The sequence below is a fragment of the Castellaniella sp. genome, assembly GCF_034007085.1.
Classification (GTDB): domain Bacteria; phylum Pseudomonadota; class Gammaproteobacteria; order Burkholderiales; family Burkholderiaceae_B; genus Castellaniella.
The window spans coordinates 1-15028 of record NZ_JAVERO010000050.1 but is presented as its reverse complement, the minus strand read 5'-3'; the positions used below and the strand labels follow the sequence as shown (position 1 = coordinate 15028).

Sequence of the window (15028 nt, the reverse complement as noted above, 5' to 3'; positions counted from 1 at the left end):
GAGCCGTGATCATGGGGGCGCCTCCCGTCGCCCAGCCCGGCACGGCTCCCATGACCAGCGCGCCTTTGCATAGTGAAACCGCGGCCAAGGCAGACGCCACCCCCGTCGAGCCCCCCGCCTGGGAAGCCGCGCACGCCCCAGAACCCGCGCACGCCCCGGAACCCGCGCCCACACCCATCCCGGCGCCCGCACCCGATCCGGCCCCGAGCCAGGATCCGGCCCCAGCGCGTGACCCGGCCCCACCCGCACCGCCCGACGAGGCGACATCCGCATCCGACGACTGGACCGACGCCGTCCCCGACAACCTGTCCGATGCGTTCGACACGGCGGCATCCCTGGACGATCTGGGGATGGACCCCGATGCATCCGCAGCCATTGCCGGTCTGTCTGCCGCCCCCCCCGCCGCACGGCCCGAAACCCCCGATCCCTGCCAGATGACGGCTCAGGACTGGCCCGCCGTGGCCAGCCGCCTGCCGATCAGCGGCGCAGCCCAGGCGCTGGCACTGAACAGCGAATGGCTGGCGGGCGACGACCAGCAGATCCGCCTGCGGGTGGCCATCCATGCGTATGCAGACGGCGGCGGCCACGACCGGCTGCGCACGGTCCTGTCCGAATATTTCGGCCGGGTCCTGCGGCTGGAGGTCGAATACGGCGCCACGGGCGCGGACACCGCCCAGGCCGTCGACCAGGCCGAACGCGGTCGCCGCCAGCAGGCCGCCGAGCAGGCGGTCGCACAAGACGATCTGGTGCGCACCCTGGCGCAGCGCTTCGCCGCCCGGGTCGTGCCGGGCTCGGTCCGCCCGCCTGCGGTATAGTCGCCTTCTTTACTTGATGAACCCCTAGAACCAGGACACTGCCATGATGAAAGGTCAGATTGCCGGGCTGATGCGCCAGGCCCAGCAGATGCAGGAAAACATGAAAAAGGCACAAGACGCCCTGGCCGACCTGATGGTCGAAGGCGCTGCGGGCGGCGGCCTGGTCAAGGTCACCATGAGCTGCAAATACGATGTCAAGCGCGTGAGCATCGACCCGTCGCTGTTTGACGACGACCGCGACATGATCGAAGACCTGGTGGCCGCCGCCTTCAACGACGCCCAGCGCAAAGCCGAGGCCACCGCCCAGGAAAAAATGTCCGCCGTGACGGCTGGCCTGTCCCTGCCGCCGGGCATGAAACTGCCGTTCTGAGCCCCCAGACGCCGAGATGGCCACCGGCCTGCCCGAACCCGAACCCCTGCGCGCCCTGATCGATGCCTTGCGAGGGCTGCCCGGCGTGGGTGTGCGCACCGCCCGACGCATGGCCTACCACCTGCTGCAGCACGATCCGGACGGTGCCCTGCGCCTGGGCGATGCCCTGCGCGATGCCGTCAGCGGATTGCGCCACTGCGAACGCTGCAATTCCTTTTCGCAGACGCCGGTCTGCGCCACCTGCGCAAACCCGGACCGGGACCCGTCCGTGCTGTGTGTCGTCGAAACCCCGGCCGACCAGAACATGATCGAGGCCAGCCATGGCTACCGGGGCCTGTACTACGTCCTGATGGGCCGCTTGGCGCCCCTGGAAGGCGTGGGCCCGGATCAGGTCCAGTTCGCCGCTTTGCGCGACCGGGTCCAGGACGGACTGGTCAAGGAAGTCATCCTGGCCACCAATTTCACCGCCGAAGGCGAAACCACGGCCTATTACCTGGCCGAGATGCTGCGCGAATGCGGCGTCCAAGTGACCCGGCTGGCGCGCGGCGTGCCCAGCGGCAGCGAACTGGAATACGTCGATGCCGGCACGATCGCCTGGGCCCTGATGGAGCGCCGGCCCGGCTGATCACAACACCGCTGAACGCGCCATAGGCCTGGCACAAGGCGCTGCGCGCCAGGCCCCGGCACGCCACTGCGCTATCATCGAATCTTCAAATACGCCGCATGACACTACGGAGATACGCCACCATGCCGATTTCACGCCGCACACTGCTCAAGACTGCGGGAGCCGCCGGACTGCTGGGCACCCTGCCCGGCCTGTCCTTCGCACAGGCCCCTCTGCTCGAAAAAACATCCCTGACCATCGCCGTCGGCGGCCAGGCGCTGATCTACTATCTGCCCCTGTCCGTCGCCAGCCTGAAGGGCTATTTCAAGGACGAGGGCCTGGACGTCACCGTCGCCGACTTTGCCGGCGGTTCCAAGGCGCTCCAGGCCGTGGTGGGCGGCAGCGCTGATGTGGTGTCCGGCGCCTTCGAACACACCATCAACCTGCAGGCCAAGGGCCAGTACTACCGCTGCTTCGCGCTGCAAGGCCGGGCGCCCATGATCGTGCTGGGTGTCTCGAAAAAGACCCTGCCCGACTACAAGACGCCCGCCGACCTGAAAGGCAAGAAAATCGGCGTCACCGCCCCCGGATCCTCGACCAACATGATGGTCAGTTTCTTTCTGGCGCAGCACGGGATCAAACCCACCGACGTGTCCTTCATCGGCGTGGGCGCGGGCGCCGGGGCAATCACGGCCCTGCGCTCCGGCCAGATCGACGCCATCGCCAACCTGGACCCGGTGATCAGCACCCTGGTCAAGGAAGACGCCATCCACATCATCGCCGACACCCGCACCCTGGCCGATGCGCAGACAATCTTCGGCGGCAACATGCCGGCAGGCTGCCTGTATGCAGCCCAGACCTTCATCGACGCCAACCCCAACACCACCCAGGCGCTGACCAATGCCATGGTGCGCGCCGACAAATGGATCCAGGCTTCATCGGCAGACGACATCGCCGCGCTGGTGCCCCAATCCTACCTGCTGGGCGACCCCGATCTGTACAAGCTGGCGCTCAAGGGCAACCGCGAAGCCTTGTCGCCCGATGGACTGGTGCCAGAAGACGGCCCGCAGACGGCGCTCAATGCGCTGGCGGAATTCGTCCCGAATTTCGACCGCACGGCCATCGACATTTCCCGCATCTGGACCAATCAATTCGCCGCCAAGGCCAACCAGCAGTATCCTCATGCCTGAACACGCGCATCCATCCACGGCCGGGGCGGACCAGCCCGCCTTGCGGCTGGACCAGGTCACCTGCATCTTCAACGCGCCCGACGGCACGCCCTACACGGCCATGCGTGACGCCTGCCTGGACGTGGCGCCCGGCGAATTCGTCTCGGTCGTCGGCCCGACGGGCTGCGGCAAGTCCACCCTGCTGAACATGGCGGCCGGACTGCTGCGCCCCACGTCCGGCCAGGTCCAGGTGTTCGGCCAGCCGCTGCATGGCGTGAACACGCGGGCAGGCTATATGTTCCAGGGCGAAGCCCTGATGCCCTGGCGCAATGCCCTGGCCAATGTGTCTGCCGGACTGGAATTCGCCGGGGTCGCCGCCGCCGAAATCACCGCACGCAGCCGCGAATGGCTGCGCCGGGTCGGGCTGGGCGGTTTCGAGGACCGCTACCCGCACCAGATGTCGGGTGGCATGCGCAAGCGAGTCATGCTGGCCCAGACCCTGATCCGCGATCCCGACATCATCCTGATGGACGAGCCATTCTCGGCCCTGGACATCCAGACCCGCCAGCTCATGGAAAACGAGGTCCTGGACCTGTGGATGGACCGGCGCAAGGCCGTGCTGTTCATCACGCACGACCTGGACGAAGCCATCGCCATGAGCGACCGCGTGGTCGTGCTGTCCGCCGGCCCGGCCACCCATCCAATCGGTGAATTCACGATCGACATCCCTCGCCCGCGGGATGTGGCCGAAGTCCGCATGCACGCTCGTTTCGTCGAACTGCACCAGGCCATCTGGGCCGTGCTGCGCGACGAAGTCCTGAAAGGCTACGAACGGCAACGTCTGCAACCATGAAATCCGAATTTTCCAAACCTGTCCTGCGCGCACTGCAACTGGCCTTGCTGGTCGCCGTCCTGCTGATCTGGCACTGGGCCTCGCTGAGCCGCAACGTGGCGTTCTTCTTTGGCCGGCCACTGGAAGTCGCCCAGGTCATCTGGGCCTGGTTCGTCACCGATGCCGGGATCTACCGGCACCTGTGGATCACCCTGTCCGAAACCGTACTGGCCTTTTTCATCGGCACCGTCGGCGGGCTGGGATTCGGCCTGTGGCTGGGTCTGTCACGCAACGCCAGCGCCCTGCTCGAACCCTACGTCACGGCCGCCAATTCCATGCCCCGCGTGATCCTGGCGCCAATCTTCGGGATGTGGTTCGGCCTGGGCATCTGGTCCAAGGTCGCCCTGGCCGTGACGCTGGTGTTCTTCATCGTCTTTTTCAACGTCTACCGGGGCGTGCGCGAGGTCAGCCCGACCCTGCTGGACAACGCCCGCATGCTGGGCGCCAGCCGCCGCCAGCTGCTGCGCCATGTCTACCTGCCTTCGGCCACCAGCTGGGTGTTCTCTAGCCTGCATACCTCGGTGGGACTGGCCTTCGTCGGGGCCGTCGTGGGCGAATACCTGGGCTCGGCCGCCGGGGTGGGTTATCTGATCCTGCAGGCCGAAGGCACGCTGGACGTGAATACCGTGTTCGCCGGCATCGTCGTGCTGACGGTGTTCGCGCTGTTGCTGGATGGGCTCGTGTCACTGGCGGAACGCCGCCTGCTGGTCTGGCAGCCTGGCCCCGGGGAATCGGGCAAGGTCTAAGGAACCGCTGAACCAGTCCTCACGCCGCGTGCATCTGTGGATCCGGGCGGTCTGCTGCGTCGCCCATCCTCGCGATCGCACCGGCTATCGCTGCAAGGGGCGGCCACGGCCTGCCCGGCTTCATGACAACAGCGCGTCCAGCTTGAGCGCGTCGGCGGTAAACAGGCGGATGCCTTCGGCCAGTTTTTCCGTCGCCATGGCGTCTTCGTTCAGATTCGTGCGGAAGGCGACCTCGTTGCTGGCAATCCATTCCGGCGCATCCGCCTTGGCGGCCGCGACGGTTAGGCTGGGCGCCAGGGGTTCGTCGGATGCCGCCAGTTCACCCAGCAGGGCCGGGCTGATGGTCAGCAGGTCGCACCCCGCCAGCGCACGGATCTGGCCGATATTGCGGAAACTGGCCCCCATCACCTGGGTGGGGATGTCGTACGCCTTGAAATAGCGATAGATGCGCGTCACGGACTGCACGCCCGGGTCATGGGCCCCGGCATGCGCGGCCTCGTCCCAATCGGCGCCTGCGGCTTTCTTGTACCAGTCATAGATGCGGCCCACGAACGGCGAGATCAACGTAACCTTGGCCTGAGCACAGGCGATGGCCTGGGTCAGCGAAAACAGCAGCGTCAGATTGCAATGAATGCCTTCGGCTTCCAGCGCGCGGGCCGCCTGGATGCCTTCCCAGGTCGAGGCCAGCTTGATCAGCACGCGTTCGCGCGGGATGCCGTCCGCTTCGTACAGAGCGATGATCTGCCGCGCGCGCTCGATGCTGGCCTGGGTATCGAAGGACAGGCGGGCATCGACCTCGGTTGACACGCGGCCTGGCACGATGGCCAGGATTTCACGGCCAAAGGCTACCAGCAGACGATCGGCCTGCTCGGCCAGCGGGGCGCCCGGATGGTCGCGCCGCACCCGATCCAGCAATGGGCGATAGGCATCCTGGCCCACGGCCTTGAGGATCAGCGATGGATTGGTGGTTGCGTCAGTCGGCCGGTAGGCCCGCATGGTTTCGAAATCCCCTGTGTCGGCCACGACGGTCGTCAGCGCACGCAGGGCGTCCAGTTGATTGCTCATGAAGGGTGATCCCAGTGGAAACAAGTTGCAAAATCCCTACTGTAGACCATTTCGCGCCGGAACCGCGCCCGTGGACGGCCATCCAGCGACCCGGCACCGGCACCCGCCGGGATGCGGAGCACGGGGATTGGCCCCGGCCTCGCTGTATAATAGGAAAGTTTGAATATCGACTTTATAACCGGGGTTCCACTTTGCTGCCGTCAATCTTTCCCGAGGGGTCCGAAGGGCTCGCACCAGCAATTCTCGCCTTGGCTGACGGTACCGTATTCAGGGGCGTTTCGATCGGCGCCGACGGGACCTGCGTGGCCGAAATCGTCTTCAACACGTCCATGACCGGCTACCAGGAAATCCTCACGGATCCCAGCTACCGTGGCCAGATCGTCACCCTGACCTACCCCCACATCGGCAACACCGGCGTCAATCCCGAAGACGTCGAGTCCAGCCAGGTGCATGCCGCCGGCCTGGTGGTGCGCGACTGCCCTGCCCTGCTGTCCAATTTCCGCGCCACCCAGTCGCTGCCCGACTACCTGAAATCCCAGGGCATCGTCGCGATCTCGGGCGTGGACACCCGCAAGCTCACCCGCATCCTGCGCGAACGCGGCGCCCAGGGCGCCTGCATCCTGGTGGGTGATGATACCGACCGCGCCGTCGAACTGGCGCGCGGTTTCGGCGGCATGGAAGGCCAGGACCTGGCCGCCCAGGTTTCCACCAAGCAGGCCGGCGCCTGGGTCCAGGGCACCTGGCAACTGGGGCGCGGCTACCGCCGCCAGGATCAGGCAGGGCAATACCATGTCATCGCCTACGACTACGGCATCAAATCCAACATCCTGCGCCTGCTGGCCGACCGCTGCTGCCGCATCACGCTGGTGCCGGCCCTCACGCCGGTGGCCGACGTCCTGGCCCAGTCGCCCGACGGCGTGTTCCTGTCCAACGGCCCCGGCGACCCGGCCGCCTGCGGCTACGCCGCCGATACTTGCCGCGCCGTGCTGGATCGCGGCATCCCCCTGTTCGGCATCTGCCTGGGCCAACAGGTGCTGGGCCTGACCCTGGGCGGACGCACGATCAAGATGAAAACCGGCCACCACGGCGCCAACCATCCGGTCCAGGATCTGGCGACCGGCCGGGTGTTCATCACCAGCCAGAACCACGGCTTCACCGTGGATGGCGACAGCCTGCCGGCCAACGCCCGCATCACGCATGTGTCGCTGTTCGACGGTTCCGTGCAGGGTTTCGAACTGACCGACCGCCCGGCCTTCTGCTTCCAGGGCCACCCCGAAGCCAGCCCGGGGCCGCACGACATCCTGGTGCTGTTCGACAAATTCATCGACCTGATGGCGCAACACCAAGCCCAGTCGTCCAAATAAACAGACCCCGCCCCCATGCCCAAGCGTTCAGACATCCACAGCATCCTCATCATCGGTGCCGGCCCGATCATCATCGGCCAGGCCTGCGAATTCGACTATTCCGGCGCCCAGGCCTGCAAGGCCCTGAAGGCCGACGGGTTTCGCACCATTCTGGTCAACAGCAACCCGGCCACCATCATGACGGACCCGGAAACGGCCGACGTCACCTATATCGAACCCATCACCTGGCAGGCCCTGGAAAAGATCATCGAGATCGAAAAGCCCGATGCCGTCCTGCCCACCATGGGGGGCCAGACGGCGCTGAACTGCGCGCTCGATCTGGATCGTCACGGCGTGCTGGCCAAGCACGGCGTGGAACTGATCGGCGCCAACGCCCAGGCCATCGACAAGGCCGAAGATCGCCTGAAATTCAAGGACGCCATGACCGCCATCGGTCTGGAATCGGCCAAATCCGGCATCGCCCACAGCATGGACGAGGCCTGGGACGTGCAAAAACGCATCGCATCGGAACTGAACACGTCCGGCTTCCCGGTGGTCATCCGGCCCAGCTTCACGCTGGGCGGCACGGGCGGCGGCATCGCCTACAACGCCGAGGAATTCGAAACCATCTGCCGCCGCGGCCTGGAAGCCTCGCCGACCAGCGAACTGCTGATCGAGGAATCCCTGCTGGGCTGGAAAGAATTCGAGATGGAAGTCGTGCGCGACAGCGCCGACAACTGCATCATCGTCTGCTCCATCGAAAACCTGGACCCCATGGGGGTGCATACCGGCGACTCGATCACCGTCGCGCCCGCGCAGACGCTGACCGACAAGGAATACCAGATCATGCGCAACGCCTCGATCGCGGTGCTGCGCGAGATCGGCGTGGACACGGGCGGCTCGAACGTGCAGTTCGCCGTCAACCCGGCCAACGGCCGCATGATCGTCATCGAAATGAACCCGCGCGTGTCGCGGTCTTCGGCCCTGGCATCCAAGGCCACGGGCTTTCCCATCGCCAAAGTCGCGGCCCGCCTGGCCGTGGGCTACACGCTGGACGAACTGCGCAACGAAATCACCGGCGGCGCCACCCCGGCCTCGTTCGAGCCGGCGCTGGACTACGTGGTCACCAAGGTGCCGCGCTTCGCCTTCGAAAAATTCCCCCAGGCCGATTCGCGCCTGACGACCCAGATGAAGGCCGTGGGCGAGGTCATGGCGATCGGCCGCACCTTCCAGGAATCCTTCCAGAAAGCCCTGCGCGGCCTGGAAGTCGGCGTCGATGGCCTGAACCAGAAAACCACCGACCGCGAACGGCTGCAGGTCGAACTGGGTGAACCCGGCCCGGAACGCATCTGGTACGTGGGCGATGCCTTCGCCCAGGGATTCTCACTGGAAGAAGTCCACAACCTGACCAAGATCGACCCCTGGTTCCTGGCCCAGATCAAAGAAATCGTCGACATCGAACTGGCGCTGGAACAACACACCCTGTCCGAACTGGACGATGGCACCATGCGCGAACTCAAGCGGCGCGGCTTCTCCGACCGCCGCCTGGCGTTCCTGCTGGACACCACCGAAGCCGAGGTCCGCAAGCTGCGCCACCAGATGAATGTGCGCCCGGTCTACAAGCGCGTGGACACCTGCGCGGCCGAATTCGCCACCACCACGGCCTACATGTATTCGACCTACGAAGACGAGGACGAGGCCGCGCCGACCGACCGCAAGAAAATCATCGTGCTGGGCGGCGGACCCAACCGCATCGGCCAGGGCATCGAATTCGATTATTGCTGCGTGCACGCGGCCCTGGCCCTGCGCGAGGACGGGTTCGAGACCATCATGGTCAACTGCAACCCCGAAACCGTGTCCACCGATTACGACACCTCCGACCGCCTGTATTTCGAGCCGCTGACGCTCGAAGACGTGCTGGAAATCGTCCACAAGGAAAACCCGGCCGGCGTCATCGTCCAATACGGCGGCCAAACCCCGCTGAAACTCGCCCGCGCCCTGGAAGCCAACGGCGTGCCCATCATCGGCACCAGCCCCGATTCCATCGACGTGGCCGAAGACCGCGAACGTTTCCAGAAACTGCTGACCAAACTGGGCCTGCGCCAGCCGGCCAATCGCACCGCCCGCACCGAAAGCGAGGCCCTGGCCCTGGCGGGCGAGATCGGCTATCCCCTGGTGGTGCGCCCCAGCTACGTGCTGGGCGGGCGCGCCATGGAAATCGTCCACGAACCCCAGGATCTGGAACGCTACATGCGCGAGGCCGTCAAGGTCAGCAATGATTCCCCGGTGCTGCTGGATCATTTCCTGAACAATGCCACCGAAGTCGACGTGGACTGCCTGGCCGACGGCGAACAGGTCATCATCGGCGGCGTGATGGAACACATCGAGCAGGCCGGCGTGCACTCGGGCGATTCCGCCTGCAGCCTGCCGCCCTACTCGCTCTCGCCAGAGATCGTGACCGAAATCGAACGCCAGACCGCCCTGATGGCCCGCGCCCTGAACGTCAAGGGCCTGATGAACGTGCAGTTCGCCATCCAGGACGGCGAGGTCTACGTGCTCGAAGTCAACCCCCGCGCCTCGCGCACCGTGCCCTACGTGTCCAAGGCCACTGGCCAGCAACTGGCCAAGATCGCCGCGCGCGTCATGGCCGGCCGCTCCCTGGCCGCCCAGGGGATCACCGCGATCCCGGCGCCGGCCCGCTATTGCGTCAAGGAAGCCGTATTCCCCTTCGTCAAATTCCCCGGCGTGGACACCATCCTGGGGCCCGAGATGAAGTCCACCGGCGAGGTCATGGGCGTGGGGGAAACCTTTGGCGAGGCCTTCGTCAAATCCCAGATCGCCGCGGGCGCCTGGCTGCCCGAATCCGGCCGGGTGTTCATCAGCGTGCGCGACCAGGACAAGCCGCGCGCCGTGGAAGTCGCGCGCGGCCTGGCCTCGCTGGGCTTCCAGCTGATCGCCACGCGCGGCACGGCCGCCGTGATCGAGGCCGCCGGCCTGGCGGTCCAGGTCGTAAACAAGGTCACCGAGGGCCGCCCGAACATCGTTGACATGATCAAAAATGGCGAAATCGCCATGGTCATCAACACGGTCGAAGAACGCCGCAACGCCATCGCCGACTCGCGCACGATCCGCACGCAGTCCCTGGCCAACCGCGTGACGTTCTTCACCACCATCGCGGGCGCGCGTGCCGCAGTCGAGGGCTTGCAGTACCTGCGCCACGGCGGCGGCCTGAAGGTCTACTCGCTGCAGGCCATGCACGCAGCGAACGCCGCCTGAGTCCTGCGCGGCGCGGCTGTTGCGACGGGTGCCGCATGCCTTGTACGATCGGCAGACCACCCGGCGCAAGCCGCGCATGGGCACGGCAGCGTCAAAGCCTGCTGATGCCCCGCACGACTGGGAATCGGGTGTGAAACTGGCCTGACGTATTCCTGGCTTCAATCCAAACCAACAAGCACAAGAGGAGAACGTCCATGCCCGCCCACAGCGCCCGATGGCTGCTCGCCCCAGTGATGACATGCGCGCTGGCCAGCGCAGTCCCGAACGCATCCGCCGCGCCCGAAACCATTTTCGTCAACGCGAACATATTCACCGCCGATGAGGCCCGGCCTGCGGCCCAGGCGTTCGCCGTCGAGCAAGGCCGCATTCTGGCCATCGGCGCACAGGACGACGTGCTGGCGCACCGGGGACCGCAGACACAGATCGTGGACTTGCAGGGCCGGCGCGTCCTGCCCGGCCTGATCGATGCGCACACCCATGCCGTGATCGGGGCCCTGGCGGCCCTGTCGCCCAATCTGGACGACGAAGAATTGGCCATCCCGATCGTTCGGCAGCGCGTGCAAGCCTGGCTCGAAGCAGCGCCTCGTGATGCAGGCCAGCCCCTGGTGGTTTTCGGCGTGAACCCAGGCACCTGGCAAGATCCGCAGGCCCTGGCGCAGGTTTTTGATGCGGGCCACTGGGCATCGCAACCCTTGCTGCTGATGGGATCCGACCTGCATACCGCCTGGGCCAATCGCGCCATGCGCGCCAGGGCCGGCATCGATGCCGCGTATGTGCGCAGCCTCTCGGCCGCGCAGCACCATACCGTAGGCGTGAACGCCAGCGGAGCGCCGGACGGCATCCTGATCGATGCCGGCGTCGATCTGGTCACCGTGCAGTTGCCCAAGCCCGACCGGGACTTGCTGCTGCGTGCCGGGAAATTCGCGCTGCGCGCCTATCACCGCTACGGCGTCACGGCCTGGATGGACCCCGCTGCCAATGCCGGGCCCGGAGAAGCACTGTTTTCACGGCCGCCCGGCAGCACGGGCACGGGTATCTTGCCGGCCTATCAGGCGGTGGCCGAGGCCGAGGGGCTGAGCGCGCACGTCGTGGCCTTGCTGGTCGCCAGCCCGCTGAGCGATGCCGCCGATCTCGAACGGCTGGATGCCGTCCGGGCGCAATTCCAGGGTACGCCGAACTTGACCATTCCGGGCATCAAGATCTTTGCCGACGGCGTACTGGAATATCCGGCGCAAAGCGCGGCACTGCTGGGCCAATACCGCAATTCGGGCAAGCAAGGCGAAATGCTGCTGACCCGCCCAGGCTTGCAGGCCCTGGTCGATGCTGTCGATGCGCGTGGCTGGCTGGTGCACATCCATGCACTGGGCGACCGGGCCGTACGCGAATCCCTGGATGCCTTCGAGGTCGCCCGCCGCCATCGCGACAGCGGCGTGCAGCATTCCATCACCCATTTGCAGCTGGTCGATGCCAGCGACTATCCCCGGTTTGCGCAGCTGGGCGTCATCGCCGTCATGCAATTGCACTGGGCGGAAATGGACAACTACCTGCTCGATCTGGTCAAGCCCTACCTGAGCCCAGCAGCATTCATGGGACAGTACCCGGCCCGTTCGCTGCAGCAGCATGGCGCCGTCATTGCGGGCGCCAGCGACTGGCCCATCTCGACCGCCAACCCCTGGGAAGCCATGCACCATGCCATGACGCGCCAGGGGCCAGACGGCGGCCTGAATCCAGCCGAACGCATGGACAAGACCAGCATGTTGCTGGCCTACACCCGCCATGCCGCACAGGCCATCGGGTTGGCAGACCAGATCGGTTCTTTGGCGCCCGGCAAGCAAGCGGATTTCATCGTCGTCGACCGCGACGTCCTGCAGGTGGACGCCGAATCGCTGCGACAGACCCAGGTGCTGGAAACCTATTTCGCGGGGACCCGGGTCTACGCCACACACGCGATCCAGAACTGAGCCCAAGACGGATAGGTTGCGCGGACCCATCCAGCCCCCTCCTGACCCGAAAAGCCGCCTGATCCAGGTGGCTTTTGCCGTGGGCCAAGACCCATCCCCGGGGAACCATTGAACCAACACAGATGCACGCGGCGCGAGGACTGGCTGAGCAGTTCCCTAGGGTATATCTGGATTACATTTTATTAATAAATATATTATTTTTTTCTTAATTGTTTTAAACAGCGACCAATGACAATCAATCCCAATCCGCCGTTTTCGCCCGACATCCTGCGCCAGAAGGTCTGGCAGGCCTGCGCGCTGCTCAAGACCCTGGCCAACGAAGACCGTCTCATGCTGCTCTGCCATCTGGTTCTCCGCCGCATGAACGTCAGCGAACTTGAACAGGCCAGCGGCATCCACCAGCCCACGCTGTCACAGCAACTGGCCGTGCTGCGGCACGAGGGCCTGGTCGAAACTGAAAAGGAGGGCAAGTACGTGTATTACCGTCTGGCCGACGACAAGGTGCCGCACATCATGCGCACACTCTGGGAACTTTATTGCGCGCCCCCGCCGGCGCCACAGGCAGAAACCCATGAACCACCACACGCCTCACCCGTCCTCCCTGGCCGGACACCCGGCCGCTGATGCGCGTTTCGCCCAGCGCCGCGCATTGCTGGCCGCTGCCGCAGCCGGCGTCCTGGGCGCGAGTCTGCCGCTGCACACGACCCGCGCCGCATCCCCCCTGCAAACCAAGGCCCGCATCGTCATTGCCGGTGCCGGCGCGGCCGGACTGACGACCGCCGCGCATCTCGCACAGCGGCTCGACGGCGCCCGGATCACCTTGATCGACGCCCGCAAGCCGCATTTCTACCAGCCCGGCTTTACCCTGGTGGGCGCTGGCCTCAAGCCATCCAGCTATGTCGTCTCGGCCACCGCCGATTACGTGCCGCGCGGGGTCGAACTCATCGAGGCCAACGTCGCCGAATTCGACCCTGATGCCCAGCGCGTCACTACCGATGCCGGCCAGGCCATCACCTACGACTTCCTGGTCGTCGCCACCGGCATGCAACTCGAATACGGCCTGATCCAGGGCATGGACACCGACCTGATCGGCCAGCACGGCATCGGCAGCATCTACCATGGACCGGCGGCGGCCCAGGCTACCTGGCAGGCCCTGTCTGAATTTGCCGACCGGGGCGGGCGCGGCGTGTTCCTGCGCCCCGACACCGAAATGAAATGCGCCGGCGCACCGCTGAAATACACCTTCATCGCCGCAGATCACCTGACCCGGCGCGGTACGCGCGGCAAGGCTGAACTGACCTACAACAGCAACAACCAGGCCCTGTTCAGCGTGCCCATCGTGTCGGAAAAAGTGCGCATGCTCTTTGGCGAACGCGGCGTCCACATCCGTTATGGCCGTGTACTCACCGCCATCGATCCGGGGCGCCGCATCGCCACCTTCAAGACCGCCGATGGCCTGGAAGAGCAGGACTATGACTTCATCCACGTGATCCCGCCCATGCGCGCCCCGCAAGCCATACGCAACAGCCCCCTGCCCTGGTCGGCCGACGCGCAGCCGGCCTGGGCCGCCGAGGGCTGGATGGAAGTTGACCGGGGCACGCTGCGCCATACGCGCTATCCCAATGTGTTCGGCGTGGGCGACATTGCCGGCGTACCCAAGGGCAAGACCGCCGCCAGCGTCAAATGGCAGGTCCCCGTCGCCGTGGACCATCTGGTGGCGCAGATCCAGGGCACCACTTCGGACGCACTCTACACCGGCTACACCTCGTGCCCCCTGATCACCCGGCTGGGCCGCGCGATGCTGGTCGAATTCGACTACAACAACAACCTGATGCCCTCTTTCCCCGGCGTCATCGCGCCGCTCGAAGAACTCTGGACCACCTGGGTCATGAAGACCATGGCCCTGAAACCCACCTACATCAGCATGCTGCGCGGCCGCGCCTGAGGAGACCCCCATGAAAGACATCGACATCACCGTGCTGTTCGCCGTCTTCTATGAAATGCTGGGCCCCCTGCTGTGGATCCTGGTCGTCGCCATCCTGGCGGGCACACTGGCCTTCGGTCTGCTTCTGGTGCGCGAACGCGGCCTGCACCCGGCCCGGCTGGTCCGCATGCAGTTCCTGGGCCTGCTGGGTGGCGCTGCGGCCCTGTGGCTCATGGCGCGCGTCTCGTCATCGGGCTTCACCGACGCCGGCGGGCCCGTCGACTGGCTGCTGATCGCCCTGGTGTTCGTGCTGGGCTGGGTGGGCACCAGCGTGATCCTGTATACCCTGGTGGGCTGGCTTGGGGGCAGGCTGCGATGCTGCCCGCAGGCGGGCTGAGGGGATTATCTACCGAGCGGCTGGGGCCAGGTGGAGCTGCGATTTTCGGGGTGATTAACTGAGGCGGAAACTCCACCTCAGTTCAACATGCCTTTGAGATCCTTGAGCATCAGGAACAGATGGTACGGATCAGTCGGGCTGGGCTCGAATTCCCACGATTCGTACCACTGCCGCGCTGCGTCGTCCTTGGCATGGACCAATAGGCAACGGATACCCGCAATGTCGGCGGCCTGTGCGGTGCGCAGCAGGGCGTCCTTGAGCAAGGCCTGGCCCAGACCTTTACGCTGATGCTCCTTGTCCACGGCGAGCCGGGCCAGGGTCATCACCGGTACCGGATGGCGCGCCAACCCCTTCATCACTCTCGACGGCGCGGCTTCCGGATCGACGCTGCCGACGGCCAGACTGTAGAAGCCGACCACCACGTCACCCTGGCAGCAGACATAGGTCTGCGCGCTGTTGGCCTTCT

General features: G+C 65.7%; 14 protein-coding genes. 12 read left to right on the top strand and 2 right to left on the bottom strand.

What is annotated here, in order from left to right; translation table 11 throughout:
* The 6 genes from RBR29_RS06405 to RBR29_RS06380 all read left to right on the top strand — a co-directional run.
* Nucleotides 1–815 (top strand): DNA polymerase III subunit gamma/tau C-terminal domain-containing protein (locus RBR29_RS06405; protein WP_320348135.1); only part of this gene is annotated, 815 nt, incomplete at its 5' end.
* A gap of 43 nt (nt 816–858) precedes the next feature.
* On the top strand, nt 859–1185 hold the full coding sequence (locus tag RBR29_RS06400; protein ID WP_320348134.1) for a YbaB/EbfC family nucleoid-associated protein: 327 nt from the start codon (nt 859–861) through the stop codon (nt 1183–1185).
* Nucleotides 1186–1201: 16 nt separating this feature from the next.
* Nucleotides 1202–1810, top strand: a complete 609-nt coding sequence (gene recR, locus RBR29_RS06395; RefSeq protein WP_320348133.1) for a recombination mediator RecR — start codon at nt 1202–1204, stop codon at nt 1808–1810.
* 122 nt (nt 1811–1932) lie between these two features.
* Nucleotides 1933–2979 carry an ABC transporter substrate-binding protein gene (locus RBR29_RS06390; RefSeq protein WP_320348132.1) on the top strand — a complete coding sequence of 349 codons (1047 nt, stop codon included), beginning with the start codon at nt 1933–1935 and terminating at the stop codon, nt 2977–2979.
* Nucleotides 2972–3811 (top strand): ABC transporter ATP-binding protein, encoded by an 840-nt coding sequence (locus RBR29_RS06385; RefSeq protein WP_320348131.1) that lies wholly within the window; start codon nt 2972–2974, stop codon nt 3809–3811. Before RBR29_RS06390 ends, RBR29_RS06385 begins: the two co-directional genes overlap by 8 nt.
* Nucleotides 3808–4596 carry an ABC transporter permease gene (locus tag RBR29_RS06380; protein ID WP_320348130.1) on the top strand — a complete coding sequence of 263 codons (789 nt, stop codon included), beginning with the start codon at nt 3808–3810 and terminating at the stop codon, nt 4594–4596. Before RBR29_RS06385 ends, RBR29_RS06380 begins: the two co-directional genes overlap by 4 nt.
* A 120-nt stretch (nt 4597–4716) precedes the next feature.
* Here the strand turns inward: RBR29_RS06380 and tal are convergent, their stop codons facing one another.
* A complete protein-coding gene (tal, locus tag RBR29_RS06375) occupies nt 4717–5661 on the bottom strand; it encodes a transaldolase (RefSeq protein ID WP_320348129.1) in 945 nt (314 codons plus the stop codon).
* Between the two features lie 191 nt (nt 5662–5852).
* Here tal and carA point away from each other — a divergent pair, with 191 nt between their 5' ends.
* From carA to RBR29_RS06345, 6 genes are all read left to right on the top strand, one after another.
* Entirely contained in the window at nt 5853–7025 is a 1173-nt protein-coding gene (carA, locus tag RBR29_RS06370) for a glutamine-hydrolyzing carbamoyl-phosphate synthase small subunit (RefSeq protein ID WP_369293019.1), read from the top strand.
* A 15-nt stretch (nt 7026–7040) separates the two neighbouring features.
* Nucleotides 7041–10280, top strand: coding sequence for a carbamoyl-phosphate synthase large subunit (gene carB / locus RBR29_RS06365; protein WP_320348127.1), 3240 nt, complete (start codon nt 7041–7043; stop codon nt 10278–10280).
* Between the two features lie 194 nt (nt 10281–10474).
* Nucleotides 10475–12241 (top strand): amidohydrolase, encoded by a 1767-nt coding sequence (locus RBR29_RS06360; RefSeq protein WP_320348126.1) that lies wholly within the window; start codon nt 10475–10477, stop codon nt 12239–12241.
* Between the two features lie 228 nt (nt 12242–12469).
* A complete protein-coding gene (locus RBR29_RS06355) occupies nt 12470–12865 on the top strand; it encodes a metalloregulator ArsR/SmtB family transcription factor (protein ID WP_320348125.1) in 396 nt (131 codons plus the stop codon).
* Entirely contained in the window at nt 12813–14186 is a 1374-nt protein-coding gene (locus RBR29_RS06350) for an FAD/NAD(P)-binding oxidoreductase (RefSeq protein ID WP_320348124.1), read from the top strand. Before RBR29_RS06355 ends, RBR29_RS06350 begins: the two co-directional genes overlap by 53 nt.
* Before the next feature lie 10 nt (nt 14187–14196).
* Entirely contained in the window at nt 14197–14562 is a 366-nt protein-coding gene (locus tag RBR29_RS06345) for a DUF5368 domain-containing protein (RefSeq protein WP_320348123.1), read from the top strand.
* A gap of 77 nt (nt 14563–14639) precedes the next feature.
* On the opposite strand, the gene RBR29_RS06340 is transcribed toward RBR29_RS06345, so the two are convergent.
* The coding region (locus tag RBR29_RS06340) for a GNAT family N-acetyltransferase (RefSeq protein WP_320348122.1) at nt 14640–15028 on the bottom strand (389 nt) is incomplete at its 5' end.

Coding starts and splice junctions, on each gene's coding strand:
- RBR29_RS06400 (WP_320348134.1), top strand. CDS start 859: ATGATGAAAGGTCAGATTGCCGGGCTGATGCGCCAGGCCCAGCAGATG.
- recR (WP_320348133.1), top strand. CDS start 1,202: ATGGCCACCGGCCTGCCCGAACCCGAACCCCTGCGCGCCCTGATCGAT.
- RBR29_RS06390 (WP_320348132.1), top strand. CDS start 1,933: ATGCCGATTTCACGCCGCACACTGCTCAAGACTGCGGGAGCCGCCGGA.
- RBR29_RS06385 (WP_320348131.1), top strand. CDS start 2,972: ATGCCTGAACACGCGCATCCATCCACGGCCGGGGCGGACCAGCCCGCC.
- RBR29_RS06380 (WP_320348130.1), top strand. CDS start 3,808: ATGAAATCCGAATTTTCCAAACCTGTCCTGCGCGCACTGCAACTGGCC.
- tal (WP_320348129.1), bottom strand. CDS start 5,661: ATGAGCAATCAACTGGACGCCCTGCGTGCGCTGACGACCGTCGTGGCC.
- carB (WP_320348127.1), top strand. CDS start 7,041: ATGCCCAAGCGTTCAGACATCCACAGCATCCTCATCATCGGTGCCGGC.
- RBR29_RS06360 (WP_320348126.1), top strand. CDS start 10,475: ATGCCCGCCCACAGCGCCCGATGGCTGCTCGCCCCAGTGATGACATGC.
- RBR29_RS06355 (WP_320348125.1), top strand. CDS start 12,470: ATGACAATCAATCCCAATCCGCCGTTTTCGCCCGACATCCTGCGCCAG.
- RBR29_RS06350 (WP_320348124.1), top strand. CDS start 12,813: ATGAACCACCACACGCCTCACCCGTCCTCCCTGGCCGGACACCCGGCC.
- RBR29_RS06345 (WP_320348123.1), top strand. CDS start 14,197: ATGAAAGACATCGACATCACCGTGCTGTTCGCCGTCTTCTATGAAATG.